Below are 26,650 nucleotides of genomic sequence, written 5' to 3'. Positions count from 1 at the left end.
CGTGACCAAAAAGCCAGGCGTGGAGACGGTTTAGAGCGCAATCCGTCTCGAATCGCTTTGAAGACGAGGCGAGACAGGGAAGCGCGAACGGATTGCATCTCGATACCGTATGTTTACGCTTTTTAATAGTTTGTCTACACGCTGAAACGACATCCTTTAGGGGTGTCGTTTTTTTTGTTTGGAATCGGGAAAAGAATCAAGAAAAGGGAATTGATGCTTAAAAGGAGGTGCGTCGAGTGGAAAAGATTGCAGTCGTCGGTGGTGGGTTAGCTGGTTTATCAGTGGCAGCACTTCTCGCGGATCAAGGAAAGGAAATTCATCTGTACGATGCCGGTTTACTGGGGGGGAGGGCAACTTCGCAAGTGCTTAAAGGATTTACGTTCAATTATGGAGCGCATGCTGTTTATGGGCGTGACCAATCAGCACTCCGTTCATTAATTAAACAATTGAAGCTTAATGTGACATGGCTCGATTTTTCTTCTTCTAAGGCGAAATATGAGTTTGCTGGACATTTGACTGCGGCTCCTGCGAATGCACTCGGCCTGTTGAAGACAGAACTAGTGGAAGGAACCGATAAGGTGCGTTTCACATGGGCGGTCGTTAAAACACTACTGTCACTCGAACGTGGAGAGTCGGAAGTTTCAATTGGGGACTGGTTGGTCCAAGAAAAGGTCGAAGACGATGTCTCAAGGTTAATGCTCGATTTAGCTTCGAGTAATTTTTTCACTTCCGAACCCGAAAATATTCCGTCATCTGTCTATTTTGCGTATTACCGGAAACTATTTCGTACGCGCAAACCGGTTTCATATATTGCTGGAGGTTGGCAAACCTTAATTGATGAACTCGAACGCGTTTTGACGGACTACGGGGGAGAAATCCATCGGAAAACCAAGATTACAGCGATTGAACAAAGTAGGGGAGGTTATCGATTACGCGATCGCCAAAAAAATGAATGGTCGGCTAAGCGTGTAATTCTCGCGATACCTCCTCGCGAGATGCGTAAAGTTGCATTACCATTATCGATCCAGCACTTTATTGAACCATACGCGCAGTTTGAACCAGCCGAAGCCCTAGTCTATGATGTCGGAATCAGTCCTTACATTGATACTCCTTTTTCTTATGTATTCGATCGAGACCATCAAGTCTTCGTCACGGATTTGTCACACTATGATGCAAGCATTTCTCCGAAAGAGGGACAAGTCTTACAAGTCGTCGCATATCTTGATCATAAACAGGTCAGTCAAGCGACATATATTGAAGAAAAAGTACAGCACGCCCATGACTTATTAGATCACCACTATCCAGGGTGGCGAGATCGCCTTGTGACAGAGCGGACGATGAAACGCGCAATCGTTCAAGAAATCAAATGGAAGATGGGACAAAGGCCGTTGCCTTGCTTTTTGGAAGCGGATACGTCGATTGCTTTCGTAGGTGATTGGTGTGAAGGAGAAGGTCAGTTATCGGAATTATCTTTTTCAAGTGCCTACGCGGTGTCGAGGGAGTGGCAGTGAAACGGTCAAGCATAGTATCGGCATCGGAAGGAAATGAAAAACCCGAGCATTCCTGTTATCGAAATGGAATCGCTCGGGTTTCCTGTGCGTTAATTTTTGTAGTGAGTTCTACGTGACGCATTTGTTTGAACAGATATCTGCAACTTATGCACTTTGTTTATTCGGGTAAAAGGCAAGGATCAATAAGAGGGTGAAGGCGATTAAACTCATCATTGGGATTGTCAAAAAACCGAAGTAGTTGACCCATTGAATCAGGCAACCATTCGTACAGAGTGCCTCGCCATCCGGGAGGCGTTCGAGAACAACGTGATAGGCAGCAACTACCCAACCGATTCCAACATATAGTCGAACGAAAAGAGCATCGACGGGGCGATTCCGAAAGAGTGTAATGATTAAATAAAATGCCGTCGTATACATGAACAAGCGTTGCCACCAACAAAGTGGACAAGGGATGAAACCGCGAACTTCACTGAAGTACAGACTTCCTAAGGTCGCAATCGCTGAGACGATTAACATAAAATGATAGCGTGACATATGTACCTTCCTTCCTAACGTGTTAAACTAATGCCATCTTATATCATGAGGAGTCGAATCTTACATTGCAAGTGTCGGAAATGGAAATGTTGATAACTTTATCGGAAGAGCTGAATATGCGAAGAGCAGCCGAACGTCTTTTCGTCTCGCAGCCGGCACTCAGTCAACGATTGGTTGCGATTGAGCGCAGGTGGGCGACGAAGTTGTTCATTCGTTCTTCCCGTGGATTAAGCATTACGCCCCAAGGAGAAAAAGTCATTGGGCTCGCAAAAGAAATGAATCGAAAAGAATTAGAACTGAAAAGTGAACTGACTGCCGAAGAAGGGGCAGTCTACGGGACCCTTCGGATTGCTGTCGCCTCCATCATGGGTCAATATTGGTTGCCACGCGTGTTGAAACGTTTCGTGGAACGTTACCCGCATGTACGCGTCCAACTCGTAACAGGGTGGTCGAGTGAAATGATGCGGCATATGCTCGAAGAACATTTTCATATCGGCATCATTCGAGGTAATCCGGACTGGAAGGGCGTCAAGGAACGGTTGTTCTCAGACCCGCTCTATCTTGTTGATAGTGAGTTGACGACGCTTGAACAGTTGCGTAAGACGGACCGACCATTCATTCAGTTCAAAAGTGATTCGACGTACTATCAAGAAATACTCGAGTGGTGGCAGGATCGTTTTTCAAGTCCGCCTGCGCGGACGCTCGTCGTCGACCAAATCGAAACTTGTAAACAAATGGCGTTACACGGCATTGGATTCGCGATTTTACCAGAGTCAACGATTCAAGAATCGAGCGAAGTGATGCAGATTCCGTTGAAGACGTCTTCGGGTAAAGTACTGAAACGCGATACATGGATTTTATCGACGGAATCCATGCTTGAGTTAAAACAAGTCCAAGCCTTTTGGGACATCGTAAAAGAAGAAGGGGGAAGTCAGTCAGATGGAATACGCGATTGAAATGCGAAGAGAACTTCATAAAATACCTGAATTAGGATTCAAGGAGTTCAAGACGCAAGCCTTTATTTTAAATCAGATTCGCTCTTATCCTGAAGACCGCGTCAGCTACGATACGTTTGAAACAGGTGTTTTCGTTCGTGTTAAAGGGTTGACCGGAAATCGAACAATCGGTTACCGCGCAGATATCGATGGTTTGCCGATCGAAGAAGCGACGGGTCTTCCTTTTGGTTCGGAGCATCCGGGAATGATGCACGCCTGTGGGCATGACGTCCATGCGTCAATTGCGTTAGGTCTGCTTCGTCGTCTTGTCGAGTTACCGATCATGGATGACGTCGTCTTCTTATTCCAACCGGCAGAAGAAGGTCCGGGTGGAGCGGAACCGATGATTAAAAGTCCATTATTCGAAAAATATCGTCCGAGTGAAATGTATGGTCTCCATGTGGCACCTGAATATCCGGTCGGGACAATTGCGAGTCGTCCTGGCGTATTATTTGCCAGTGCGCGGGAAGTTCACATCACGATTTATGGTCAAAGTGGTCATGCTGCATTTCCACACTTGACGGTCGATACGGTCGTTGCTCAGGCTGCACTCATCATGCAGTTGCAAACAATCGTCAGTCGATCAATCAATCCGATGAATTGTAGTGTCATCACGATTGGCAAGGTCGATGCGGGGATTCGTGAAAATGTTATTGCCGGTCGAGCTGTGCTAGATGGAACGATGCGTGCGTTGAACGGTACTGATATGGAAAAATTAGAAGAACGGGTACGTGACATCGTTCGTGGAATTGAAGCGTCATTTGGCGTGAAAATTGATTTGCAATTTGGAAACCGCTATTACGAAGTCGTGAATGATCAAAACGTCGTCGATAAATTTTCTTCATTCGTTAAGATGAATGCAAATTATGTTGAATGCGACGCTGCGATGACGGGTGAAGACTTTGGATTCATGTTAAAAGAAGTCCCAGGCATGATGTTTTGGCTTGGAATCGATAATCCAACGTCCGGTTTACATCAGCCGACGTTGAATCCGGATGAAGAGGCGATCCCATTTGTGATTAATTTACTGGATCATTACTTCCGTGAATATGTGTAAACTGAATGAATCGTAAAAAGACTGTAGAAATGCCCTTTACTTCGCCTCAAATCGAAGTAAAGGGTTTTCATTTAGCGAGATCATCTAGTTTTCGAACGTTTTGTGAAGAAAATCACGAATAGATGTGAACAATTTGTTACATCAAACATTTAGAACAGACACAAATGATTATGTTCTCTATGATACGGATATAAACATATATAGAAGTACGTTTAGGAAGAGGGGGGCACACACATGTTCAATGATCCAGTTATGCTCAGTCGATTATTGACAGGGCTCACATTAGCGTTTCACATCATTTTTGCAACGATTGGTGTAGGAGTTCCGTTGATGGTACTCGCAGCCGAGTACATTGGAATTAAACGAAAAGATCCAGATTATATTCTTTTAGCACGACGTTGGACGCGCGGTTATATCGTAACGGTAGCGGTCGGAGTCGTTACGGGGACGGCAATCGGATTACAATTATCGCTCTTATGGCCTTCATTAATGCAAGTAGCCGGACAGACGATTGCTTTGCCGCTCTTCATGGAAACGTTCGCCTTCTTCTTTGAAGCGATCTTCCTTGGGATTTACTTGTACACATGGGATCGCTTTAAAAATCCATGGTTACACTGGTTAATCGGGATTCCGGTCGTCATTGGGGCAACGGCGTCAGCCTTCTTCATCACGACAGTTAACTCGTTCATGAATTCTCCGGAAGGTTTTAAAATTGTCAACGGAACGTTAACACAAATCGAACCGTTAAAAGCGATGTTCAATACGGCAACGCCAACAAAAGCGACACACGTTATTGTATCTGCTTACTTGACGGTTGCGTTCATCTTAGCAGCAATTGCTGCGTTCCATCTATTGCGCAAGAAAACACTGTCCGCAGCCGAGACGGCGTATCACAAAAAGGCACTTCGTCTGACAGTCATGGCTGGATTGATTTTCGCCTTCTCGACAGCGCTCGTCGGTGATTTTTCAGGAAAGTATCTTGCGAAATATCAACCTGAAAAATTAGCAGCAGCGGAGTGGCATTTTGAAACGACAAATGAAGCAGAATTGATTTTCGGTGGGATTTTGGATGAACAAGAAGATGGTAGTTATGACATCAAAGGTGCGGTTAAGATTCCATACGCCTTGTCAATTCTTGCAGGTGGAGCACCAGATACAGAAGTCATCGGTCTAAATGAATTTGCGAAAGAAGACCAAGCGCCGTTATTCGTCCACTATTTCTTCGATATCATGGTATCGATCGGGATGTATTTAGCAGCGATTTCCGCCTTGTTCATACTCGCATTCCGACTGAAGAAGTTGAACCCGTATAATAAATGGTTACTGCGCGGTATTTTCATTGGTGGACCACTTGCCATCGTTTCGATTGAAGCAGGTTGGATGTACGCGGAAATCGGACGTCAACCATGGACGCTATATGGTATTATGAGAACGGCTGACGCAGCGACGACATCTACTGCAGTCGGACCGATGCTGATTCTATTCAGCATGTTGTACCTCTTACTTGGTACGATTTGTACAGTCGTATTGCTCCGTATGTTTAAGAATAATCCTGTCGGTAAAGAACTCGCAGACGATCACCATACTCGCGGTGAAGCGATGTTTGCGGACGATAAAGAATAAGGAGGGAACGAGTTGGACATTCAAACACTAGGAATAACCGTACTTTGGACGTTCCTCTATGGATATCTCATCGTTGCCTCAATTGACTTCGGTGCTGGATTTTACGCATTTTACTCGAAATATACAAAACGAGATCATTTGACGAATCGATTGATTTTACGTTATCTTTCGCCCGTTTGGGAAGTGACGAACGTTTTCTTCGTTTTCTTCTTTGTTGGTCTCGTCGGGTTTTTCCCGGACACAGCTTATTACTATGGAACGGCACTTCTCGTGCCTGCATCAATCGTACTCGTTCTGATTGCGATTCGCGGTAGCTTTTATGCCTTTGCGAACTACGGTTCGAACGATAGTATGTTCTATACGTTTCTCTATGGTGCGACGGGGCTCTTGATTCCGGCTGCGATGTCGACGACGTTGACGATTAGTCAAGGTGGCTTTATTCGTAAAACGAATGAAACGGTTGAGTTTTTAGGGACGAAATTGTTTACGAACTTTTATTCCTGGTCAGTCGTAGCACTTGCGATTGTCTCTGTCCTTTATATTAGTGCGATGTTCCTGTTGTTCTACGCAGATAAGGCGCGAGACGTAGGGGCGAGTGACTTGATTCGGAAATGGGCGCTCTTTTGGAGCATTCCAACGATCATCGTCTGTGGACTTGTTTTCTTTGGTTTAAAGAATCAAGCTGCATGGCATTATGAAAACATTTTGAATGGTAACTGGTGGTGGTTCGCAGCAAGTTTTGTGTTTTTCTGTGTTGCAGTCGCACTCGTCTACCTGAAGCGGAATTATGGAATTGCCTTTATCGCTGTCATGGCTCAATACGGAGTTGCATGGTTCGGATACGGCTATACTCATTTACCGTATATCTTATATCCGTACATCGATATCAATAAAGCGGTCGTTAACGAAACAATGGCGACGTCGCTTGTCGTAGTCTTTATCTTCGGACTATTATTATTGATTCCGGCACTCTATCTGATTTTACGATTGTTCCTGTTTGATAACGATTATGTCAGAGGCGAAAAAGTAAAAAAATAGCGAGATCTTAAACGCCTTCACGCACTGTGAAGGCGTTTATAGTATTTTAAGAAGGAATCGGGTACACTACTACTGACGAAGCGAAATCTGAAGGAGAGTTGAACATGAATGGAGAGTTTGCAGTAATTGGTTTGGGGCGTTTTGGTGGTTCGATCGTCCGTGAATTATCGAAGAATGGCTATGACGTTCTAGCGATTGATTCGGATGAAGAACGTGTCAATGAATACATGGGGATTGCGACACACTCCGTCATCGCGGATACGACGGATGAGAACGTATTGAAAAGTCTTGGAATTCGAAACTTTGATCACGTCATCGTTGCGATTGGGGAAAACATTCAAGCTTCGATTTTGACAACGTTGATTTTAAAGGAACTCGGTGTTAAATCAATCACTGTCAAAGCGACGAACGATTACCATGAAAAAGTATTGCGGAAAATCGGTGCTGACTTCATTGTCCACCCGGAACGTGACATGGGGGTTAGGATTGCGAACGGCCTGATGAGTTCGAATATTTTGGATTATCTTGACCTGTCTCAAGAATTCTCAATCGTTGAAATCAAGGTCAGCGATCGCATGGCAAACAAAACGTTGATTGATCTTGATTTACGAAGTAAGTACGGCGCGAACGTCGTCGCCATCAAACGGGGAGAAAATGTCATGATTTCGTTACAAGCTGATGAAGTCATTGAAAAGGGCGACTACCTTGTCGTCATTGGAGAAAACGAAGACTTGGATCGTCTCGAACGAGCCATCCATAAAGTAAAAAGCTGAGGGATCTCCTCAGCTTTTTTTGTATCCCTTTTAAATTAATTGGAATTTTTTTAAACCGTGCGCGATGCCGTCTTCAAGAATGTGTTTCGTGACGAAGTCGGCGGCGGCTTTTGTTTCGTCTAATCCATTGCCCATCGCGATGCCTGTTCCGACGTAGCGGAGCATCTCGAGATCGTTCAGCGCGTCACCGAAAGCAAACGTATCTTCACGTTTGATATCCGTTAAACGGAGGAATTGTTTAATTCCATCGGCTTTCGACGATCCGGCATTGATGACGTCCATCGCTTGTGGGTGCCAGCGAATGAAATCGAATGCTTGATAGTTTTGCGTATAAATCGATTCTTCTTCTGCCTGACAATAGACGAGGGTTTGGAAGATATCGTGCGTCTCGTAAGCTTCTTCATTATAAGCAGGGAGGGGAATATCGAGCGCGCCGAGTGACGTCGCGACGGTATCGTCTGTTTGACGCGTCGTGAAGCCTTGTTTCTCGCCGAGATAAACAAGTGTGTGCCCATTCTCTTTTGCACGTGATGTTAAATGTTTCAAATCATCGACGGGTTGCGGACGTTTATAGATGACTTTATTTTGATGAACGACGATTTGACCGTTGTAGCCAATGACCGTATCGATGCCGAGTTGCTCACGGACGCCTGACAGCATTGCAGGACCACGCCCGGTCGCGATGGCGACGTAAACGCCGTTTTCCTGTAGTTGTTTGATTGCCTGTTTTGTCGATTCCGGTATGAAATGACCATCGTGAAGCAAGGTTCCATCGATATCGAAAAAGACGACTTTTTGATTTGCCATGGTTTCACCTTCTCTATTTAATTGGCTGAATAGCCGTTTACAAATGAAAGTATAGCATAGCGCCTAGGTTCAAGCAGATATCAGTTGTTGAATAAGGATGAAAAAATGAACCGTTTTCGTGTATACTAATCTAAGGACAAAAAACAATGGACTGATAAGGAGTTGCTAAGTATGATTTTTAAAGTATTTTATCAACCGCTTCGTTCGGAAGCACCAGTAAGAGAACGGACAGAGGTTATGTATGTTGAAGGAGAGAGCATTCGTGACGTGCGAACATCGATTGATCATCTCATCAAAGACATTAATGTTGAATTCATCCGCGAAGTAAGTGGAGAATTCCTAGAGTACGAAAAACAAAGTGTTGACTACAAGGTAGCGACGTTCGCATGAAGTTCGTCAAAAACCACCAAGCAGCCGTATTCGCACTCGGCGGTTTAGGAGAAATCGGGAAGAACACATATGTGGTTCAATTCCAAGATGAAATCATCGTCATTGATGCAGGGGTCATGTTCCCAGAAGATGAATTGCTCGGAATCGATTATGTTATTCCAGATTACACGTATTTAATCAAAAATAAAGATAAAGTCAAAGGTGTGTTCATTACACACGGACACGAAGATCATATCGGCGGACTTCCTTTCTTATTAAAACAAGTGAACTTACCGATTTATGCGGGGAAAATTGCCCTTGGTTTAATCAAGGTCAAATTAGAAGAGCATGGTTTATTACGGACGGCGGAACTTCATGAAATTGATGAGGACTCGATCATCAAGTTCCGGAAGACAAGTATTTCATTCTTCCGGACGACACACTCGATTCCAAATTCGTTCGGTGTCGTCGTAAAAACGCCACAAGGCAATATCGTCCATACGGGGGACTTTAAGTTCGACTTCACACCAGTTGGGGAGCCTGCTGACTTAGCGAAGATGGCAGAACTCGGGAAAGAAGGCGTACTTTGTCTCTTATCTGACTCGACGAATGCTGAAGTTGAAGGATTTACAATGAGTGAACGGGTTGTCGGTGAAACGATTTCGGATGTTTTCCGGAAAGCGGATGGACGAATCATCTTTGCGACGTTCGCCTCGAACATTTATCGTCTCCAACAAGTCGTCAATGCCTCGGTCGAAGCAGGACGGAAAATCGTCGTCTTCGGTCGAAGCATGGACAAGGTCATGATGATTGGACAAGAACTTGATTTCATCAAGGCACCTAAAGGAACAATCATCGAACCGAACGAAATGAAACGGTATAAATCGAATGAAATTACGATTCTTTGTACAGGTTCGCAAGGAGAGCCGATGGCAGCGTTAAGCCGAATCGCCAATGGGACACACCGTCAGATTTCAATCATTCCTGATGATTTGGTCATCTTCTCATCTTCACCGATTCCAGGAAACGTTGTTTCGGTCGGGAAAACGATCAACCAGCTGTATAAAGCAGGAGCAGACGTGATGTATGGTAAGCTCAATGATATCCATACGTCAGGTCACGGTAGTCAGCAAGAGCAACTCTTGATGCTGCGCCTACTCAAGCCGAAGTACTTCATGCCGATTCACGGTGAATACCGTATGTTGAAAAAACACATGTCGCTTGCGATGGATGCGGGTGTTCCGGAAGAGAACTGTTTCGTCATGGATAACGGTGAAGTCTTAGCACTCGATGCCAATGCAGCAGCGATCACTGGTAAAATCCAGGCGAATGCGGTATACGTCGATGGAAAAGGGATTGGAGATATTGGAAACATCGTGTTACGCGATCGTCGTATTCTTTCGGAAGAAGGACTCGTCGTCGTCGTCGTCACACTCGACTCGAAAACAAACCGTCTTGTTTCTGGACCGGACATCATTTCCCGTGGATTCGTCTACATGCGTGAATCAGGCAACTTAATTAAAGATGCCGAGCGCTTGTTGAAACGTTCGTTAGAACAATCATTAACGAACCGAAACACGAAGTGGACAGATATCAAACAAGTCATCAACGATACATTAACACCTTATTTGACTGAAAAAACACAACGTCATCCGATGGTCATGCCGATCATTATGGAAGTTTAACGAAAAAAGCCATTTCCTGAATCAGGAAATGGCTTTTTTGTTTCAAGGCGTGGAAGAGCTCATGTGGCAGGTCCATATTCCTTGAATGGTTCTTTTTTATCGATTCGATCGTAAAACATGATGCCGTCTAAATGGTCATATTCATGCTGGCAAACGATGGCTTTCATACCTTTTAATCTTAATTTTACAGGAATTCCGTTATGATCGATGCCAGTAAGGGTAATACGCATATAGCGTGGCACGTGACCTTCGACTTCACGGTCGACGGATAGGCAGCCTTCACCACCAGTTAAAAACGTCTGTTCGACAGAGTGGCTGATGATTTTCGGATTATAGATTCCGAACTCTAAAAGATCGTCGCCGTCTGGAAGTCGAATCGCGAACATCCGCTTATTGACACCGATTTGAGGAGCAGCAAGACCTATCCCGCTACGCAAATCGTACTTTTCAGCTATTTCATCATCTTGACTGTTAGCAAGAAACTCGCGCATCAAGCGCATCGTTTCTTTATCTTCCTCACTGAGTGGGAAAGTAACTTCCACCGATCGTTCGTGAAGCGTCGGAACTTCTTCGCGTACGATTTCATTCATGGTGATCATGAACAACACCCCTTTCATCTATAAAAATTATAGCACAAGCGAAAGGGGAAATTCATAACTAACACAGTTACAAATAGTTGAATAGTACAGAAGGAGAAACAGAAGGTTTTTGTGAAAGGCGTCACAAATGACGGTCGTAAAAAAAAATAAAACATTTCCTTTGATTTTATAGGCGTTACAGTTTTATACTTGTAACGTAATGAACAAGACATCAAATCGTGTCGAGTCATGTTAATACAGTTTACTCAACTGAATAGGTACACAGATATATGTTCAAGAAAGGTCACACGGGACTTCGATTTTTGAACACTATTGGTATGTGGGCAAATCAGTCAGAGGAATATTTCGCTGAGCACAGTGAAAGGATGAGGTGAAAAGATGAACTTAAACATGTTTAAAAACGTGGAAGAAAACTTTGAAACGTTCCGCATTCTTGACGAGAAAGGTGAAGTCGTCAACAAAGACGCTATGCCGGATCTCTCAGATGAAGAATTAACGGAATTAATGCGTCGTCTCGTATACACACGTATCTGGGACCAACGTGCAATCTCACTCAACCGTCAAGGACGTCTTGGTTTCTATGCTCCAGTAGCAGGACAAGAAGCGTCAATGATCGGAACACAATTCGCACTCGATAAGGATGACTGGATTCTTCCTGGATACCGTGATATTCCACAGATGGTCTTCCATGGCTTCCCACTCTACAAAGCATTCTTGTTCTCACGTGGACACATCACAGGCGGTAAGATTCCTGAAGGTGTGAACGTCTTAATGCCACAAATCATCATCGGCGCACAAATCGTTCAAGCTGCCGGTGTTGCACTCGGTCTTAAGAAAAGTGGTAAAGAGCAAGTAGCAATCACATATACAGGTGATGGCGGTTCTTCACAAGGTGATTTCTACGAAGGAATGAACTTTGCTGGAGCATTCAAAGCCCCTGCAATCTTCGTTGTCCAAAACAACCGTTTCGCAATTTCGACGCCGGTTGAAAAACAATCAATGGCAAAAACAATTGCACAAAAAGCGGTCGCTGCCGGCATCAACGGTATTCAAGTTGACGGTATGGACGTTCTCGCAGTTTACGCTGCAACGAAACAAGCACGTGTCGAAGCACTCAACGGTGTACCGACATTGATCGAAACACTCACGTACCGTTACGGACCACACACACTCGCTGGTGATGATCCGACACGTTACCGTACAAAAGATATGGATGATGAGTATCAAGCTCAAGATCCACTCGTTCGTTTCCGTGCGTTCATGGAAACAAAAGGTCTTTGGAACGAAGACAAAGAAAACGAAGTCATCGAGCAAGCAAAAGCTGATGTGAAAGAAGCACTTGCACAAGCTGACAAAGAACCAAAACAAAAAGTTACTGACTTCATCAACGTGATGGCTGAAAAGTTACCACAAAACCTGCAAGAGCAGCTTGATGAGTATACAGCAAAGGAGTCGAAATAACCCATGGCACAAATGACGATGATCCAAGCGATCACTGACGCAATGCGCGTCGAGATGAAACGCGACGAGCAAGTTCTCTTGTTCGGTGAAGACGTCGGTAAAAACGGTGGGGTATTCCGTGCGACAGAAGGTCTTCAAGATGAATTAGGCGAAGACCGCGTCTTCGATACACCACTCGCCGAGTCAGGTATTGGTGGTCTTGCAGTCGGGTTCAGCTTGACTGGTTTCCGCCCAATCATGGAAATCCAATTCTTCGGTTTCGTTTTCGAAGTGTTCGATTCAGTAGCAGCTCAGCTCGCGCGTCTACGTTACCGTTCAGGTGGTACGTACAGTGCACCAGTTACAATCCGTTCACCATTCGGTGGTGGCGTTAAGACACCAGAACTTCACGCGGATAACTTAGAAGGATTGATGGCTCAGTCACCAGGACTTAAAGTCGTCATCCCGTCAACTCCGTACGATGCAAAAGGTCTTTTGATCGCGTCAATCCGCGATAACGACCCAGTCGTTTTCCTTGAGCACATGAAACTCTACCGTTCATTCCGTGGCGAGGTTCCTGAAGGGGACTACACGGTCGAACTCGGTAAAGCAGACATCAAACGTGAAGGTACAGACGTTACAATCGTCACGTACGGCGCGATGGTCCACGCTTCACTTAAAGCAGCTGAGGAACTTGAAAAAGAAAACATCAGCGTCGAAATCATCGACTTGATGACAATCAGCCCAATCGATATCGATACAATCGTTGCGTCAGTTAAGAAAACGAACCGTGTCGTTGTCGTTCAAGAAGCTCAAAAACAAGCAGGTGTGGCTGCAATGGTCGCAACTGAAATTCAAGAGCGTGCAATTCTTGATCTTGAAGCACCGATTCTTCGTGTAACGGCTCCAGATACAATCTTCCCATTCGCACAAGGTGAAGACGTCTGGATTCCAGACCACAAAGATATCGTTGAAAAAGTAAAAACAGTTTACAATTTCTAAGCGTGATTCGGAAAAAGGAGAGGGGAAATTCTCTCCTTGCTTCCGTTTTAAAGATAACAATTGACTAGAAGAGTGAAATAAAAGGAGGCATATTCAAATGGGTTTATTTGAATTCAAATTGCCGGATATCGGTGAGGGTATTCACGAAGGCGAAATCGTAAAGTGGTTCGTAAAAGCGGGCGACACAGTAAAAGAGGACGACGTTCTTCTTGAAGTTCAAAACGATAAAGCGGTCGTTGAAATCCCGTCACCAGTTGATGGTACAGTCAAAGAAGTAAAAGTAGACGAAGGTGTCGTTGCTGTTGTTGGTGACGTATTAATCTCATTCGACGTCGAAGGTGAAGGTTCAGCTCCTTCTGAAGAAGCAGCTCCTGAACAACCTAAAGCAGAAGAAAACGCAAAAGATGTCCAAGACACGGATCAAAAAGTCGAAGACAAGCCGACTGAAGTTCAAATCCACAAATCAGAACGTGTCATCGCGATGCCTTCTGTCCGTAAATATGCACGTGAAAAAGGCGTCGACATCCGTGAAGTTCAAGGTTCTGGAGACAACGGTCGCGTCGTTAAAGAAGACATCGATGCATTTGCAAACGGTGGTCAATCTTCTACTGCACCAGCTTCAGAAGAAAAAGCATCTGCACAAGCATCTGCTCCTAAAGCTGAAGTGAAACCGTATGTTGCTGCTCAACCTGAGCTTGAAACACGCGAAAAAATCAAAGGTATTCGTAAAGCGATTTCGAAAGCAATGGTCAACTCGAAACATACGGCACCACACGTAACACTTATGGACGAAGTCGATGTAACGAACCTCGTGGCACTCCGCAAAAACTTCAAAGAAGTTGCTGCAGCACAAGGTACGAAATTGACTTACCTTCCGTTCGTCGTTAAAGCATTGACTGCGGCTGCTAAAAAGTACCCGACTATCAACGCTTCAATCGATGATGCTAACGAAGAAATCGTCTACAAAAACTACTTCAACATCGGTATCGCAGCGGATACAGATAACGGACTTGTCGTACCTGTCGTCAAAGACGCAGATCGCAAATCAATCTTCTCACTCGCTGATGATATCAATGATTTAGCTGGTAAAGCACGTGATGGTAAACTTTCTGGTGAAGAGATGAAAGGCGGATCGATCACAATCACAAACATCGGTTCTGCTGGCGGACAATGGTTCACACCTGTCATCAACCACCCGGAAGTTGCAATCCTCGGTATCGGCCGTATTGCTGAAAAAGCAGTCGTTAAAAACGGTGAAATCGTTGCAGCACCAGTACTTGCACTTTCATTCAGCTTTGACCACCGTCTCATTGATGGTGCAACAGCACAAAACGCGCTTAACCTAGTTAAACGCTTGTTGAACGACCCACAACTTCTCATTATGGAGGGATAAGCAATGGTAGTAGGTGAATTCGCACAAGAAACAGATTTACTCGTAATCGGGGCCGGCCCTGGTGGTTATGTCGCTGCAATCCGTGGCGCACAACTCGGACTTAAAGTAACAGTCGTCGAACGTGAAAACGTCGGTGGTGTTTGCTTGAACGTTGGATGTATCCCGTCAAAAGCGTTAATTACAGCTGGACACAACTTCCAACATGCAAAAGGTTCGGACTCAATGGGGATCACATCTGAGAACGTTGCAGTCGATTTCTCGAAAGTTCAATCTTGGAAACAATCAGTCGTTAACAAATTAACGGGTGGTGTTGGCGGCCTTCTTAAAGGTAACAACATCGAAACAGTCGTAGGGGAAGCATACTTCCAATCTGAAGATACAGTTCGTATCATCAACGAAGATTCTTCAACACCTTACAAATTCAAAAAATGTATCATTGCAACAGGTTCGACTCCAATCGAACTTCCAGCGTTCAAATGGTCTAAACGTGTCCTTTCTTCTACAGGCGCATTGAACCTTCCTGAACTTCCGAAAAAACTCATCGTCATCGGTGGCGGATACATCGGAATGGAGCTTGGTACAGCGTATGCTAACTTCGATACTGAAGTTGTCATCTTAGAAGGAACAAAAGACATCCTTTCTGGTTTTGAGCCGGCAATGACACAAGTCGTTAAGAAAAAACTCAAACAAAAAGGCAACATCACAATCCACAACGAAGCACTTGCACAAAGTGTGGAAGAGACAGAAGACGGCGTTAAAGTAACGTTCGAAGTGAAAGGTGAAACACAAACAGTTGAAGCGGACTACGTCCTCGTCACTGTCGGTCGTCGCCCGAACACTTCTGATCTCGGTCTTGAGATGGCTGAAGTTAAACTTAGCGAGCGCGGACTTGTCGAAATCGACGATCAGTGCCGTACGTCTAACGAAAACATCTACGCAATCGGGGACATCGTTCCTGGACCACCACTTGCGCACAAAGCATCTTTCGAAGCGAAAATCGCTGCTGAAGCTGCTGCTGGACACCCGGCATACCTCGACTATAGCGCGATTCCTGCGGTTGTCTTCACAGACCCAGAACTCGCAACAGTCGGTTATACAGAAGCACAAGCGAAAGAAGAAGGTCTTGATTACCTCGCTTCTAAATTCCCTTATGCTGCAAACGGTCGTGCCCTTGCACTCAACGAGCCAGACGGCTTCTTGAAAATGATCACACGCAAATCAGACGGTCTCTTGATCGGTGCTCAAATCGCTGGTACAGGCGCATCTGACATGATCGCAGAGATGGGACTCGCAATCGAGTCTGGAATGACTGCTGAAGATATCGCACTCACAATCCACGCACACCCTTCACTTGGTGAAATCGCGATGGAAACTGCTGAAGTTGCAATCGGTAGCCCAATCCACATCATGAAATAAGCTTTAAGCCCTTAAGCGGGGAGCCGACCGCTTAAGGGCTTTTTTTCATTATCATATGCAAGAGGCTAAGGTATGGTCTTGGTAAAATAAAAAGTACGGGCGAAGGATTTGATATCCTGCGCCCGTACTTTTTTGAGAAGCTGTAACGTCTGCTTTCGTTTGAATCATCGAATGGCATTCGATTGTTGAATGACTTTAATTGTTTCGAGTGAATGATCCTCAAGCCCTTGGACAGGAAGACCCGCTTCGATATTTTCTTTAATATACGCTAAGTTATCCGTCGTAATCATCTCACCTGGAATGAAGATCGGGATGCCCGGCGGATAGACCATCATGAATTCCGCAGAAATCCGTCCTACGGCTTGCGCGAGCGGAATCGTTTCCGTTTCTTCGTAGAAGGCATCGCGTGGACTTAATGCGAGCGCAGGTATGTCCGGCAACATGATAGAATGTGAAGTTGTTTTCGCACCTGTATCACGGTACCGCTCAACGAGTTCAGTCATTCCAGTCAGTAAGGCGTCAATCGTTTCCTCAGAGTCGCCTGAAGTGATGATTAAGAGGATGTTATTCAAATCTGATAGTTCGACTTCAATCCGGTGTTCTTCGCGTAAGAACTCTTCGACGAGGTGACCAGAAATACCGAGTCCTTTGACCGAAATCAATACTTTAGTCGGGTCGAACGCGAATGTCGCACTCGAATGTAAGTCCGATTCACCGAAGACGGCGAGGTAAGGCAACTTAGCGAGACCCATTCGCATCCGTGTCGATAGTTCAAGTGCGCGTCGGTTCATTGCCTCACCATTGATCGCGAGGTGGCGCCGTGCGCAATCGAGTGAAGCGAGTAACAGATACGATGTTGAAGTCGTCGTCAACATCGAGAGGACAGTCTGGACTTTATCGGGCGAGACCAGACCTCGGCGGACGTTCAAGACAGAACTTCCTGTGAGTGATCCACCCAGTTTGTGCACACTCGTAGCGGCTAAGTCAGCCCCTGCTTGCATTGCTGATAGCGGCATATCATCGTGGAAGCCGATATGGACGCCGTGTGCTTCGTCGACGAGGACAGGGATCCCTTTCCCATGAGCAAGCTTGACGATGCTCTCAAGGTCGCCTGCGACACCGAAGTACGTCGGGTTAATGACAAGTATCGCCTTCGTATCAGGATGAAGACTGAGGGCACGTTCGACGGCACTTGGTGTGATACCGTGAGCAATTCCAAACATTTCATCAAATTCAGGGTGAATGAAAATCGGGTGCGCTCCAGAAAGAACGATAGCCGACATGATCGATTTATGGACATTTCGCGGAACGAGGATTTTATCGTCCGGACCGACGACGCTCATGATCATTGCCATGATTGCCGTTGACGTTCCTTGGACAGAGAAAAACGTTTCATCTGCATGGAATGCTTGTGCCGCCAATTGATGGGCATCTTTGATAATCGTTTTCGGATGATGTAAATCATCGAGTGGAGCGATGTTGATTAAATCGATATCGAGTGCATTTTGACCGATGAACGATCGAAATGCAGGATCCATTCCTTGCCCATTTTTATGACCAGGAATATGAAATTGAATTGGTTGACGTTTCGCATGCGCGAGTAGCGCATCGAATAAAGGTGTATCGAGCTGTGTTAAGCTTTTTGTTTGCACCAGATTTCCCCCCTTAAAACCGAATAAAAAAACAATCAAACAAGCTAACTATAACAAGTTTTCATAACGTTGCAACTGTTTTATCTTCGATTTCATTGTAAAATAAGAATCGTGAAGAAAGGATGTGTCAGGATGGCTCTTAATTATCCCATCAACCCAGACTGGTCGACGAAGGAAATCGTCACCGTCATTGATTTTTTTAACATCGTTGAAGAAGCTTACGAAAAAGGTGTGTCACGTGAAGAATTTATGCGGACATATAAAGCCTTCAAGAAAATCGTGAATGCGAAGTCGGAAGAAAAACAACTCGATCAATTCTATTTCGAAGAAACAGGTTGCTCCAGTTACCGTGCGGTCCAACAAGCAATCAAACAAGACGAACCGATTTTACGAATGAAAAAATGAAGAATGATTAAGAGAGAAAGGCGAGGATCCCATTCGGAATTCCTTGTCTTTTTTTAGTGTGCATCCTACATATATCCTGAAAGGGAAACCGATTAGTTGTTTAGAATAAAGAAAAATGGGTTATATATTACATACAAGACGATATCGTTAAACTGTAATTTTTAAAAATAGATGCTTTACATCTAAGTTGAATCGTACTATTATAGATTCAATCCACTAATTAGTCGCAATTGTCTGATAATTAAAACGTTCATTTATCTCGCGAAGGAGTGTGGTTACTGTGAAACAAGTAATAGAAGCATACAAGAGAAAAGATGCAGAAAAACGCATTCCGGTATTGCGTCTCGAAATTGATTATGAGCTCGCAACATTGCACGATGCAATCGTAGAAAGTGATGCAGAAGCGGTTGGTGCCAGTAAAGAGCGTCTCGAAAAATACCGCCAAGAAATGGTGTTATTAGAGGCATGATTCAGTAAACGATAAACTAAAAATCAAATAAATTAAATCAATCAACCAGCGAAAATTTTCGCTGGTTTTCTTTTTTTGTTACTATGGAAAAGACAGGAATCATATAAAAGGAGTGAGGCGCATGCAAGGCATAGAGTTACATGCTATCGATTTAATGAAACGAGCGGGTAAATATATCCGTCAGATGATAGACCATGCGTATCATATCGAAGAAAAAACGAATAAAAGTGACTTAGTGACGGAGATTGACAAAAATGTCGAAGATTTATTAATTGAAGGTATCCTGAATCAGTATCCAGATCATCATATATATGGAGAAGAAGGGCGTGCGGCGCGACCTGAAACATTGGGTGGCACGATTTGGTTCGTCGATCCGATTGACGGCACGATGAATTTCATTCGCCAAAAACGCTTATTTGCGATTTCGATTGCCATCATGGTAGAGGGCGAACTTCAGTATGGATTTGTGTATGACGTCATGGCGGATGAGATGTTTCATTGCATTAAAGGACAGGGCGCATTCGAAAATGGAATTCGATTAGCGCCAATTGAAGAGAAGCCGGTTAGTGATGCGATCATCTGTATGAATGCAACGTGGGTGACTGCCAATCGAAGAATTGATGCAGCATTGCTAGCGCCACTCGTAAAAGACGCTGTTGGGGTTCGGGCAGTCGGTGCCGCCTCGCTTGAACTCGCTTGGGTCGCCGCGGGGCGTGTTGACGGCTACATTACGATGCGAAACATGCCATGGGATTACGCAGCTGGACAACTGTTGATTGAGGAGCTTGGAGGGCGCGTCGGGACGATTGAAGGCGACGCGATGACTTTCCAAGAACAAACGAGTGTTCTTGCAGGGAGTCGAACGTTCGTCGCAGACGTATTAACATATGTAAATAAATAAAACGCCCGTAAGGACGTTTAAGACTGTCTCCGAAGGCGGGCTTTCAAAACAAAACCGACGCCCATCGAAACAAATACTAGAAGTAGCGAGATGAAGACCATCAGCATGTTTTGTTCAGCGATGAAAATCCCGATCGCTGCCATCGAACCTACTGCTAATACTGCCAACAATAAAAAGACGAACCGCATATCATTTCCCCCTCGTTTTACGTGAGTACGTATTTAGTTTAGCGTGAAACGGGGTCAATGAAAAGGCTTTCGCTATAAGCTTGAATCATAGTCATTGCCAACTGCCACTCAACCTGTGCTATACTCTTAAAGTTGACCGAAAGTAATGTTGGATTATTTAAATGAATAGAAAGAGGTACACACTTATGACAACTTTAGTAAGAACTGATTTACGCAACGTCGCGATCATCGCCCACGTTGACCATGGTAAAACGACACTCGTCGATGAGCTTTTAAAACAATCTGGGACATTCCGTGCGAATGAACTAGTTGAAGAACGCGCAATGGACTCAAATGATATCGAGCGTGAACGCGGAATCACAATCCTCGCGAAAAACACAGCAATCGATTATAAAAATACCCGCATCAACATCGTTGATACACCAGGTCACGCCGATTTCGGTGGAGAAGTTGAACGTATCATGCGTATGGTAGATGGCGTTATCCTCGTCGTCGATGCACGTGAAGGCTGTATGCCACAAACACGTTTCGTATTGAAAAAAGCACTCGAGCAAGGATTACAACCAATCGTCGTCGTCAACAAAATCGACAAGCCGATGGTTCGTCCACTCGAAGTCGTCGATGAAGTCGTCGATCTTTTAATCGATCTTGGCGCAGACGAAGATCAACTCGAATTCCCAGTCGTTTATGCATCGGCAGTCAACGGCTCAAGTTCATTTGAACCTGAACTTGATAAACAAGAAGATACAATTACGAACGTTCTTGATTTGATTCTTGAGCACACACCAGCACCTGTCGATAACAGCATGGATCCACTTCAGTTCCAAGTTACGATGCTTGATTATGACAACTACCTTGGTCGTATCGGAGTTGGTCGTGTCTTCCGTGGAGAAATCAAAGTCGGCGATAGCGTTTCGCTTTCTAAACTTGATGGATCAATCAAAAACTTCCGTGTAACGAAATTATTCGGATACTTCGGCCTTAAACGCGTTGAAATCGAAGCAGCGAAAGCTGGAGACTTGATCGCAATCGCAGGTATGGAAGATATCAACGTCGGTGAAACAGTGTGTCCAACGTCACACGTCGATCCACTTCCATTGCTTCGGATTGATGAGCCAACACTTCAAATGACGTTCATCGTCAACAACTCGCCATTCGCTGGTCGTGAAGGGGATCTCGTTACTTCACGTAAAATCGAAGAGCGTCTTGAAAAAGAACTTGAAACAGATGTTTCGCTTCGTATCGAAAACACAGATTCTCCTGACCGCTGGATTGTTTCAGGTCGTGGTGAGCTTCACCTTGGTATCTTGATCGAAAACATGCGTCGTGAAGGTTACGAAATTCAAGTTTCGAAACCACAGGTAATCATCAAAGTTGAAGATGGCGTTAAAGTCGAGCCGTTTGAGCGCGTCGTCATCGATACTCCTGAAGAGTATACTGGTGGAGTCATGGAATCGATCGGTCTCCGTAAAGGTGAATTGACGAACATGCAAACAATGGATAACGGTCAAACGAAAATGGAATTCATCGTTCCTTCACGCGGTTTGATTGGTTACCGTAACGAATTCTTATCTGCAACACGCGGATACGGCATCATGAACCACACATTCGAAGAGTACCGTCCGTTCATCAACGCAGACATCGGTGGTCGTCGTAGTGGTGTTATGGTTTCGATTGAAACAGGAAAAGCGACTGCTTACGCAATCTCTGCTCTTGAAGACCGTGGAACGATCTTCATCGAGCCAGGCCTTGAAGTATATGAAGGAATGATTATCGGGGAATGTAACCGTGACGTCGATCTCGCTGTTAACGTTGTTAAAGCGAAACAATTGACGAACATGCGTGCATCTGCGAAAGATACGACAAACGTTCTTAAACGTCCACGTGTCTTCTCACTTGAAGAATCATTAACATTCTTGAATGAAGATGAGTACTGTGAAATTACACCGGAATCAGTTCGTCTTCGTAAACAAGTGTTGAACAAGAACGAACGTGAAAAACAAGACAAACGTCGTCGTCTTGGAAAAGACTGAGTTCTTAACAATGTAAGGGGGACTGGCAATGTCTGCACAACCTGCCGTTGCTTCTGATTTCTCGAAATTCGATATTCCTGCCGTCGCCAGGTTTCTTGGCGTCGGGAGTGATCCGAATAACTTAAGTGCGGGTTTCAATGCATTGATGATTACGGTCGTCATTTTGACGCTCGTCGTGTTTAAGCTAGGTTTTGCAAAGGAATTAGCTTGGTGGAAATCGCTGATCGTCTATCTTTTATTAGCTGTCTTTTCAGCGGCTTTAACACTCGTCTTTTGGACGTGGCCGATTCCTGAAGTATTGCTTGCGATGGTCGCCATCCTCGGGATTTATCGTTTCCGGATGTGGCGTGTCAAACGCGATCGAGAACAGACTGCATCTTAAATTCATTTGATTCGTTTAAAAGTCCGTCTTCCTTGTGAAGGCGGACTTTTTGTTTTATCGTTCAATCGGTAAATAAAGGAATAGAAACGAGAAAGTCAGGGGAAAAACCTTTAAGGAGTGATGAAAATGAATAAATGGAGCTGGCTCGCCCCGCTGAGTCTTACGATGTTATTAGTCGGTTGCGCGACTGATTCAAAGACGGAGGAGTCGAGTCAAACAGATGCTAAACAAGAGACTGAAGAGGGAGCCGACATCATTTTCGAGTCCCTGCAGGCACCTTGGAATGTCGAGATGTCAGGGGATACATTTTATATTACAGAACGAGATGGAAAAATCGTCGAAGGAACGCAAGGGGATTATTCGCGAACAGCCCCACGTCTGACGGAAGAAGTCGTGGCGGAAGGGGAAGGTGGACTACTTGGAATGGCCCTTGATCCCGACTTTGAAGAGAATCAGCTCGCTTATGTATACCATACGTATGAACAAGCAGGTGAGCTACGGAATCGTGTCATTTCAATCGAACGGAAGGATGGGGACTGGACGGAGAAAAGCATTTTACTGGATGGCATTCCTGGGTCCTCGATTCATAATGGCGGTCGAATCGAGATTGGGCCGGATGGTTACCTGTACGTCACAGCAGGAGATGCTGCAGTTCCCGAGAACGCGCAGAAGCTGTCCTCTTTGGCCGGAAAAATTTTACGGATGGACTTAACGGGAGAGCCGGTTGAAGGGAATCTGGAGGGATACGTCTATAGTTATGGTCATCGTAATCCACAAGGTCTTGTTTTTGTCGGAAATCAGCTTTTTGCGACCGAACATGGTCAAAGCGGACATGATGAAATCAATAAGATTGAACAGAAAAATTATGGATGGCCGTTGATTGAGGGGACGGAAAAACAACAAGGATTAGTCACACCGTGGTATGAAGTGGGAAATCGCTCCGTTGCACCAAGCGGGGTGACGGAACTTGATGGGAAGTTGTATTTCGGTACGTTGGTCGGGCAGAGCCTTCGCTCGATTGAAGAGAGCACGAAGCAAGTCGAACAAGTCGTAACGGATCGTGGACGCATTCGTGACGTCACGACAGATGGAACTGCACTATATTTCCTTACGAACAATACGGACGGCCGTGGAAATCCTGGGAAGAATGATGATGTTTTTGTCCGCTTCGACCCGTAAAGATATGAAAAGCTCCTTCGACATCATCCGGATGTCAGAGGAGCTCAAAGTTACTTCAGCATAGAAAGTAAGCCGTCACCATCTTTTTTTAGCAGACGCCCACGTCGGATATAAGTTAAAGTTCCCGGTTGCTTCGCGCGCAATCGTCCGTTGCTCGATACGCTCATTGCATTCATCGCACAAATAGATGCGAACCGGTTTGTTACGTAAGCGTTTTGCTGCGAAGGACCAGTCGTCGATCGTTTCGCGTTTATCGCAGATAGTACATTTTACACGCATTTCGAGGTCCTCCTCTTTTTTTACTAGTATACCATATTAAAAGATTATTCAGATGTAAAAAAGGGAATTGAACAACATGACTCGAAACTAAGTCAGTAAGATAAATAGGGGGGTGACACCATGGCAAATAAAATGGAACATCGTCTGAATCTAAAGCAACTCGAAGCGTTATCCGATTTACCACTCGTTTTTTTAATCACGCACGATCAATCGAAAAGTTGGCCCATCACTCATGCAATCAGTTGGGTTTATGCAAAAGATGAACAAACGGTCCGATTTGCGATTGAAGCCGATTCGCATATCGTCAAGACGTTGGCAGAGCATCCTGTTTTCACATTAATTTTCTTTGCCGATCAATCTGCCTATAGCTTGACGTGTACGGAGGTTAAGCGCTGGGATCCGGCAGCCGAAGTGCCATTAAAGCTTGCATTTTACGAAGGAATGGTAGAAGAAGTACGCGATATTTTATTTTACGGAGCCGCTGTATCCAATCGTCCTCGTATCGAGAAAACGTATGACGAAACGGCAGCGTTACGTCTAGATCAACAAATGCATGCGATTCTAAAAGCGTAACATTCATCAAAACTCGACTCTAAAGGGGCGAACGATGGAATGAAAAAAATATACGTGCTCGATACTAATGTCATGCTCCACGATCCATTATCTTTATTTCAATTCCAAGAACATGATGTCGTCATACCGGCAATCGTCTTAGAAGAGCTGGACGGGAAAAAACGAAATATGGATGAAGTCGGGCGGAATGCTCGAGAGACCGCGCGGATTTTGGACCAATTAAGGGAAGCGGGGCATCTTCATGCAGGGGTCCCGCTCGGAAATGGCGGCATCCTTCGTGTCGACATCGGCGACACGATCAGTGACGTCTCACCGTTCACACATGAATCGAATGACAATAAGATTCTCGAGTTGGCGTGGTCGATTCATCGAGAGCAGCAGGAACTACAGAGTGGACGTGACGTCATTCTCGTCTCAAAAGATATTCTCGTTCGTGTAAAGGCAGATGCGTACGGACTTGTCGCAGAAGATTACTTGACGGATCATATTGCGGATTTGACAGGGTTATATACGGGTTTCATTGAAGCAGTCGTCGACCAGGAATACATCGATGCCTTTTACGAAGACAAACGACTCTCAGTGGATATCTTGAATGAAAAAGTTTATCCGAATCAATTCGTCATTTTAAAAAGCAATGTATCGAAAGCTTCAGCTTTCGCTGTCGTCGATCAGGAATTGCCTATCATCCGGGCACTTTCGCTTGATATCAATCAAGTATGGGGTGTCGTCCCCCGTAACGTTCAACAGCGCATGGCGTTCGAATTGTTACTTCGGGATGATGTTCCGCTCGTTACACTCGTCGGCAAGGCAGGAACGGGGAAAACATTGCTCGCACTTGCGGCCGGGTTGTTGCAAGTCGAAGATGAACATCGTTATAAAAAACTAGTCGTCGCGCGTCCTGTCGTTCCGATGGGAAATGACATCGGCTATTTACCGGGTGAGATGGAAGAGAAGCTTCGACCATGGATGCAACCGATTTATGATAATTTGGAGCATTTGTTCAATACGGGTTCGGGTGATGAACTTGGAAATATCCTAGCGGGCATGAAATCGATTCAGCTTGAGGCATTAACTTATATCCGCGGGCGGAGTATGCCGGGACAGTTCATCATCATCGATGAAGCACAAAACTTAACGAAACATGAAGTGAAAACGATTTTGACTCGTGTCGGGGAAAACTCGAAAATTGTTCTCGTCGGGGATCCGCAACAAATTGACCATCCGTATCTCGATGAATATTCAAATGGTCTATCCTATGCAGTTGAACGGTTAAAAGGTGAACAAATGACAGGGCACGTCAAACTCGTCAAAGGGGAACGGTCGAACCTCGCGCGTCTTGCGGCCGACTTGCTTTAAAAAATAAAACTGCCCTCTTTTCCTTCAGTCGTTAACGTTAGAAGGAAAAGAGGGCAGTTTGCTATTAGATGACAGTGATCCGATTGACCGAACGGACGACTTGATCTTGATAAAGTAAATGAACGGGACCATCGGTTAAGACTTTCCCGTCTTTTGAAAATTGTAAGTAGAGTTGAGGCAGTACCTCGAGTGGGAGTTCGACGGTATCGATTCCTTCAAAACGTAATTGTGAGGCATCGTTTAGTACTTCGGCATTTGTGATGAATGGAAGGAGTGGCATCGCGAACGTCCCGCGGAGTGCGTCATCTTTTTCTTCGCGCGTCATCGGTTTATTGTGATCGGTCCGACTCCCTTCCGTAATCCCCTTGTCCCAAGCAGCCCCCATTTTCGCATAGTATGATTCAGCGGCATTATGCTCTGTCTCTTGTCCGATTTGTTCGACCGCAATCTTACGATCGTCAAAGATCCAGACGGTTGGATCAATCGTTAATGTGTACCGTACCTTACCTGTGATTGGAAAAATCATCTCTATTCCCCCTAAATGTGTGAATGCTACAAATCCATTATACCGAAACGTTGAATTGTTAGCGAAAGTAAGGTAAAGTTTATCTATAACAGGAACGCGTCATTTGATGAGGAGGGATTGGATTGTCAACTGAAATCGGGACAGTTCATCGCCAGCGCGCTCTTGAGCTACTAGAAGCGGATGCCCATAAAATCCGCCGGTTGATCGAGGTCCAGCTTGCGAATTTAACGATGCCACAATGTCCTCTTTATGAGGAAGTATTGGATACACAAATGTTCGGATTGTCACGCCAAATTGATTTTGCCGTTCGTCTTGAACTGATTGATGCGAGTGAAGGGAAACAATTACTCGAATCACTTGAACAGCAACTATCTGACTTACATGATGCGGAGACGTGCTGATTTTCTACTCAAACGTGAAATGCGGCGTTTGGGTATTTTTTTTTAGAACTAGAAAAGGGACGTG

28 protein-coding genes are annotated in these 26,650 nt (G+C 44.9%); 21 read left to right on the top strand and 7 right to left on the bottom strand.

Annotated elements, in window-relative coordinates; all coding sequences use genetic code 11:
* Nucleotides 1-236: 236 nt before the first annotated feature.
* On the top strand, nucleotides 237-1,511 hold the full coding sequence (locus tag A0126_RS09965) for an FAD-dependent oxidoreductase (RefSeq protein WP_157898489.1): 1,275 nt from the start codon (nucleotides 237-239) through the stop codon (nucleotides 1,509-1,511).
* 144 nt (nucleotides 1,512-1,655) lie between these two features.
* Here A0126_RS09965 and A0126_RS09960 read toward each other — a convergent pair whose 3' ends face one another.
* Nucleotides 1,656-2,045, bottom strand: coding sequence for a disulfide bond formation protein B (locus A0126_RS09960; protein WP_088837473.1), 390 nt, complete (start codon nucleotides 2,043-2,045; stop codon nucleotides 1,656-1,658).
* Between the two features lie 65 nt (nucleotides 2,046-2,110).
* Here A0126_RS09960 and A0126_RS09955 point away from each other — a divergent pair, with 65 nt between their 5' ends.
* The 5 genes from A0126_RS09955 (at nucleotide 2,111) to A0126_RS09935 (ending at nucleotide 7,531) form a co-directional block, all read left to right on the top strand.
* The gene (locus A0126_RS09955) at nucleotides 2,111-3,001 is read left to right on the top strand and encodes a transcriptional regulator CcpC (protein WP_029330966.1); all 891 of its coding nucleotides are present in this window, start codon (nucleotides 2,111-2,113) and stop codon (nucleotides 2,999-3,001) included.
* Entirely contained in the window at nucleotides 2,985-4,097 is a 1,113-nt protein-coding gene (locus tag A0126_RS09950) for an N-acetyldiaminopimelate deacetylase (protein ID WP_088837472.1), read from the top strand. Before A0126_RS09955 ends, A0126_RS09950 begins: the two co-directional genes overlap by 17 nt.
* A 234-nt stretch (nucleotides 4,098-4,331) precedes the next feature.
* Nucleotides 4,332-5,720, top strand: a complete 1,389-nt coding sequence (locus A0126_RS09945; RefSeq protein ID WP_029330964.1) for a cytochrome ubiquinol oxidase subunit I — start codon at nucleotides 4,332-4,334, stop codon at nucleotides 5,718-5,720.
* Nucleotides 5,721-5,732: 12 nt separating this feature from the next.
* The gene (locus tag A0126_RS09940; RefSeq protein ID WP_088837471.1) at nucleotides 5,733-6,758 is read left to right on the top strand and encodes a cytochrome d ubiquinol oxidase subunit II; all 1,026 of its coding nucleotides are present in this window, start codon (nucleotides 5,733-5,735) and stop codon (nucleotides 6,756-6,758) included.
* 104 nt (nucleotides 6,759-6,862) lie between these two features.
* Entirely contained in the window at nucleotides 6,863-7,531 is a 669-nt protein-coding gene (locus A0126_RS09935) for a potassium channel family protein (RefSeq protein WP_029330962.1), read from the top strand.
* 30 nt (nucleotides 7,532-7,561) lie between these two features.
* On the opposite strand, the gene A0126_RS09930 is transcribed toward A0126_RS09935, so the two are convergent.
* On the bottom strand, nucleotides 7,562-8,338 hold the full coding sequence (locus tag A0126_RS09930; protein WP_088837470.1) for a Cof-type HAD-IIB family hydrolase: 777 nt from the start codon (nucleotides 8,336-8,338) through the stop codon (nucleotides 7,562-7,564).
* A gap of 171 nt (nucleotides 8,339-8,509) precedes the next feature.
* Between A0126_RS09930 and A0126_RS09925 the strand changes: the two genes are divergently transcribed.
* Together A0126_RS09925 and rnjA are read left to right on the top strand one after the other, a co-directional pair.
* Nucleotides 8,510-8,728 (top strand): DNA-dependent RNA polymerase subunit epsilon, encoded by a 219-nt coding sequence (locus tag A0126_RS09925; RefSeq protein ID WP_088837469.1) that lies wholly within the window; start codon nucleotides 8,510-8,512, stop codon nucleotides 8,726-8,728.
* Nucleotides 8,725-10,392, top strand: coding sequence for a ribonuclease J1 (gene rnjA / locus A0126_RS09920; protein ID WP_088837468.1), 1,668 nt, complete (start codon nucleotides 8,725-8,727; stop codon nucleotides 10,390-10,392). Before A0126_RS09925 ends, rnjA begins: the two co-directional genes overlap by 4 nt.
* 59 nt (nucleotides 10,393-10,451) lie before the next feature.
* On the opposite strand, the gene def is transcribed toward rnjA, so the two are convergent.
* Nucleotides 10,452-10,991, bottom strand: coding sequence for a peptide deformylase (gene def, locus A0126_RS09915; RefSeq protein ID WP_029330958.1), 540 nt, complete (start codon nucleotides 10,989-10,991; stop codon nucleotides 10,452-10,454).
* A gap of 378 nt (nucleotides 10,992-11,369) precedes the next feature.
* Here def and pdhA point away from each other — a divergent pair, with 378 nt between their 5' ends.
* The 4 genes from pdhA (at nucleotide 11,370) to lpdA (ending at nucleotide 16,242) form a co-directional block, all read left to right on the top strand.
* Nucleotides 11,370-12,452 carry a pyruvate dehydrogenase (acetyl-transferring) E1 component subunit alpha gene (gene pdhA / locus A0126_RS09910; RefSeq protein ID WP_026827895.1) on the top strand — a complete coding sequence of 361 codons (1,083 nt, stop codon included), beginning with the start codon at nucleotides 11,370-11,372 and terminating at the stop codon, nucleotides 12,450-12,452.
* 3 nt (nucleotides 12,453-12,455) lie between these two features.
* Nucleotides 12,456-13,433: an alpha-ketoacid dehydrogenase subunit beta gene (locus A0126_RS09905; RefSeq protein WP_088837467.1), complete on the top strand. Its 978-nt coding sequence runs from the start codon at nucleotides 12,456-12,458 to the stop codon at nucleotides 13,431-13,433.
* 97 nt (nucleotides 13,434-13,530) lie between these two features.
* The gene (locus tag A0126_RS09900) at nucleotides 13,531-14,826 is read left to right on the top strand and encodes a dihydrolipoamide acetyltransferase family protein (protein ID WP_029330956.1); all 1,296 of its coding nucleotides are present in this window, start codon (nucleotides 13,531-13,533) and stop codon (nucleotides 14,824-14,826) included.
* 3 nt (nucleotides 14,827-14,829) lie between these two features.
* Complete coding sequence (gene lpdA / locus A0126_RS09895; protein WP_088837466.1) at nucleotides 14,830-16,242, top strand: dihydrolipoyl dehydrogenase; 1,413 nt, start codon at nucleotides 14,830-14,832, stop codon at nucleotides 16,240-16,242.
* Between the two features lie 164 nt (nucleotides 16,243-16,406).
* Here the strand turns inward: lpdA and A0126_RS09890 are convergent, their stop codons facing one another.
* Complete coding sequence (locus tag A0126_RS09890) at nucleotides 16,407-17,894, bottom strand: aminotransferase class I/II-fold pyridoxal phosphate-dependent enzyme (protein WP_088837465.1); 1,488 nt, start codon at nucleotides 17,892-17,894, stop codon at nucleotides 16,407-16,409.
* 132 nt (nucleotides 17,895-18,026) lie between these two features.
* Here A0126_RS09890 and A0126_RS09885 point away from each other — a divergent pair, with 132 nt between their 5' ends.
* The 3 genes from A0126_RS09885 to A0126_RS09875 all read left to right on the top strand — a co-directional run bounded on the left by A0126_RS09885 (nucleotide 18,027) and on the right by A0126_RS09875 (nucleotide 19,669).
* A complete protein-coding gene (locus tag A0126_RS09885; RefSeq protein WP_029330953.1) occupies nucleotides 18,027-18,299 on the top strand; it encodes a UPF0223 family protein in 273 nt (90 codons plus the stop codon).
* 280 nt (nucleotides 18,300-18,579) lie between these two features.
* Nucleotides 18,580-18,768 carry a hypothetical protein gene (locus tag A0126_RS09880; RefSeq protein ID WP_029330952.1) on the top strand — a complete coding sequence of 63 codons (189 nt, stop codon included), beginning with the start codon at nucleotides 18,580-18,582 and terminating at the stop codon, nucleotides 18,766-18,768.
* Between the two features lie 121 nt (nucleotides 18,769-18,889).
* Nucleotides 18,890-19,669: an inositol monophosphatase family protein gene (locus tag A0126_RS09875; protein ID WP_088837464.1), complete on the top strand. Its 780-nt coding sequence runs from the start codon at nucleotides 18,890-18,892 to the stop codon at nucleotides 19,667-19,669.
* A 17-nt stretch (nucleotides 19,670-19,686) separates the two neighbouring features.
* On the opposite strand, the gene A0126_RS19155 is transcribed toward A0126_RS09875, so the two are convergent.
* Nucleotides 19,687-19,857, bottom strand: coding sequence for a DUF5325 family protein (locus tag A0126_RS19155; protein WP_157898488.1), 171 nt, complete (start codon nucleotides 19,855-19,857; stop codon nucleotides 19,687-19,689).
* Nucleotides 19,858-20,042: 185 nt separating this feature from the next.
* Between A0126_RS19155 and typA the strand changes: the two genes are divergently transcribed.
* The 3 genes from typA to A0126_RS09860 all read left to right on the top strand — a co-directional run bounded on the left by typA (nucleotide 20,043) and on the right by A0126_RS09860 (nucleotide 23,451).
* Nucleotides 20,043-21,890 (top strand): translational GTPase TypA, encoded by a 1,848-nt coding sequence (gene typA, locus A0126_RS09870; RefSeq protein ID WP_029330949.1) that lies wholly within the window; start codon nucleotides 20,043-20,045, stop codon nucleotides 21,888-21,890.
* A gap of 28 nt (nucleotides 21,891-21,918) precedes the next feature.
* A complete protein-coding gene (locus A0126_RS09865; RefSeq protein WP_088837463.1) occupies nucleotides 21,919-22,272 on the top strand; it encodes a YlaH-like family protein in 354 nt (117 codons plus the stop codon).
* A gap of 126 nt (nucleotides 22,273-22,398) precedes the next feature.
* A complete protein-coding gene (locus A0126_RS09860) occupies nucleotides 22,399-23,451 on the top strand; it encodes a PQQ-dependent sugar dehydrogenase (protein WP_157898487.1) in 1,053 nt (350 codons plus the stop codon).
* Between the two features lie 75 nt (nucleotides 23,452-23,526).
* Here the strand turns inward: A0126_RS09860 and A0126_RS09855 are convergent, their stop codons facing one another.
* Nucleotides 23,527-23,730, bottom strand: coding sequence for a YlaI family protein (locus tag A0126_RS09855; protein WP_088837461.1), 204 nt, complete (start codon nucleotides 23,728-23,730; stop codon nucleotides 23,527-23,529).
* A 120-nt stretch (nucleotides 23,731-23,850) separates the two neighbouring features.
* On the opposite strand from A0126_RS09855, the gene A0126_RS09850 reads away from it, so the two are divergent.
* Both A0126_RS09850 and A0126_RS09845 read left to right on the top strand, forming a co-directional pair.
* Nucleotides 23,851-24,303: a PNPOx family protein gene (locus tag A0126_RS09850; RefSeq protein WP_088837460.1), complete on the top strand. Its 453-nt coding sequence runs from the start codon at nucleotides 23,851-23,853 to the stop codon at nucleotides 24,301-24,303.
* A gap of 39 nt (nucleotides 24,304-24,342) precedes the next feature.
* Complete coding sequence (locus tag A0126_RS09845; protein WP_088837459.1) at nucleotides 24,343-25,659, top strand: PhoH family protein; 1,317 nt, start codon at nucleotides 24,343-24,345, stop codon at nucleotides 25,657-25,659.
* 64 nt (nucleotides 25,660-25,723) lie between these two features.
* On the opposite strand, the gene A0126_RS09840 is transcribed toward A0126_RS09845, so the two are convergent.
* The gene (locus tag A0126_RS09840) at nucleotides 25,724-26,185 is read right to left on the bottom strand and encodes a hypothetical protein (RefSeq protein ID WP_088837458.1); all 462 of its coding nucleotides are present in this window, start codon (nucleotides 26,183-26,185) and stop codon (nucleotides 25,724-25,726) included.
* Nucleotides 26,186-26,307: 122 nt separating this feature from the next.
* On the opposite strand from A0126_RS09840, the gene A0126_RS09835 reads away from it, so the two are divergent.
* Nucleotides 26,308-26,586 carry an Fpa/YlaN family protein gene (locus A0126_RS09835; protein WP_029330942.1) on the top strand — a complete coding sequence of 93 codons (279 nt, stop codon included), beginning with the start codon at nucleotides 26,308-26,310 and terminating at the stop codon, nucleotides 26,584-26,586.
* Nucleotides 26,587-26,650 lie beyond the last annotated feature (64 nt).

Source organism: Exiguobacterium sp. N4-1P, assembly GCF_002214325.1.
Note: the sequence above shows the minus strand (reverse complement) of the source record. Positions and strands in the feature narration are given on the sequence as shown.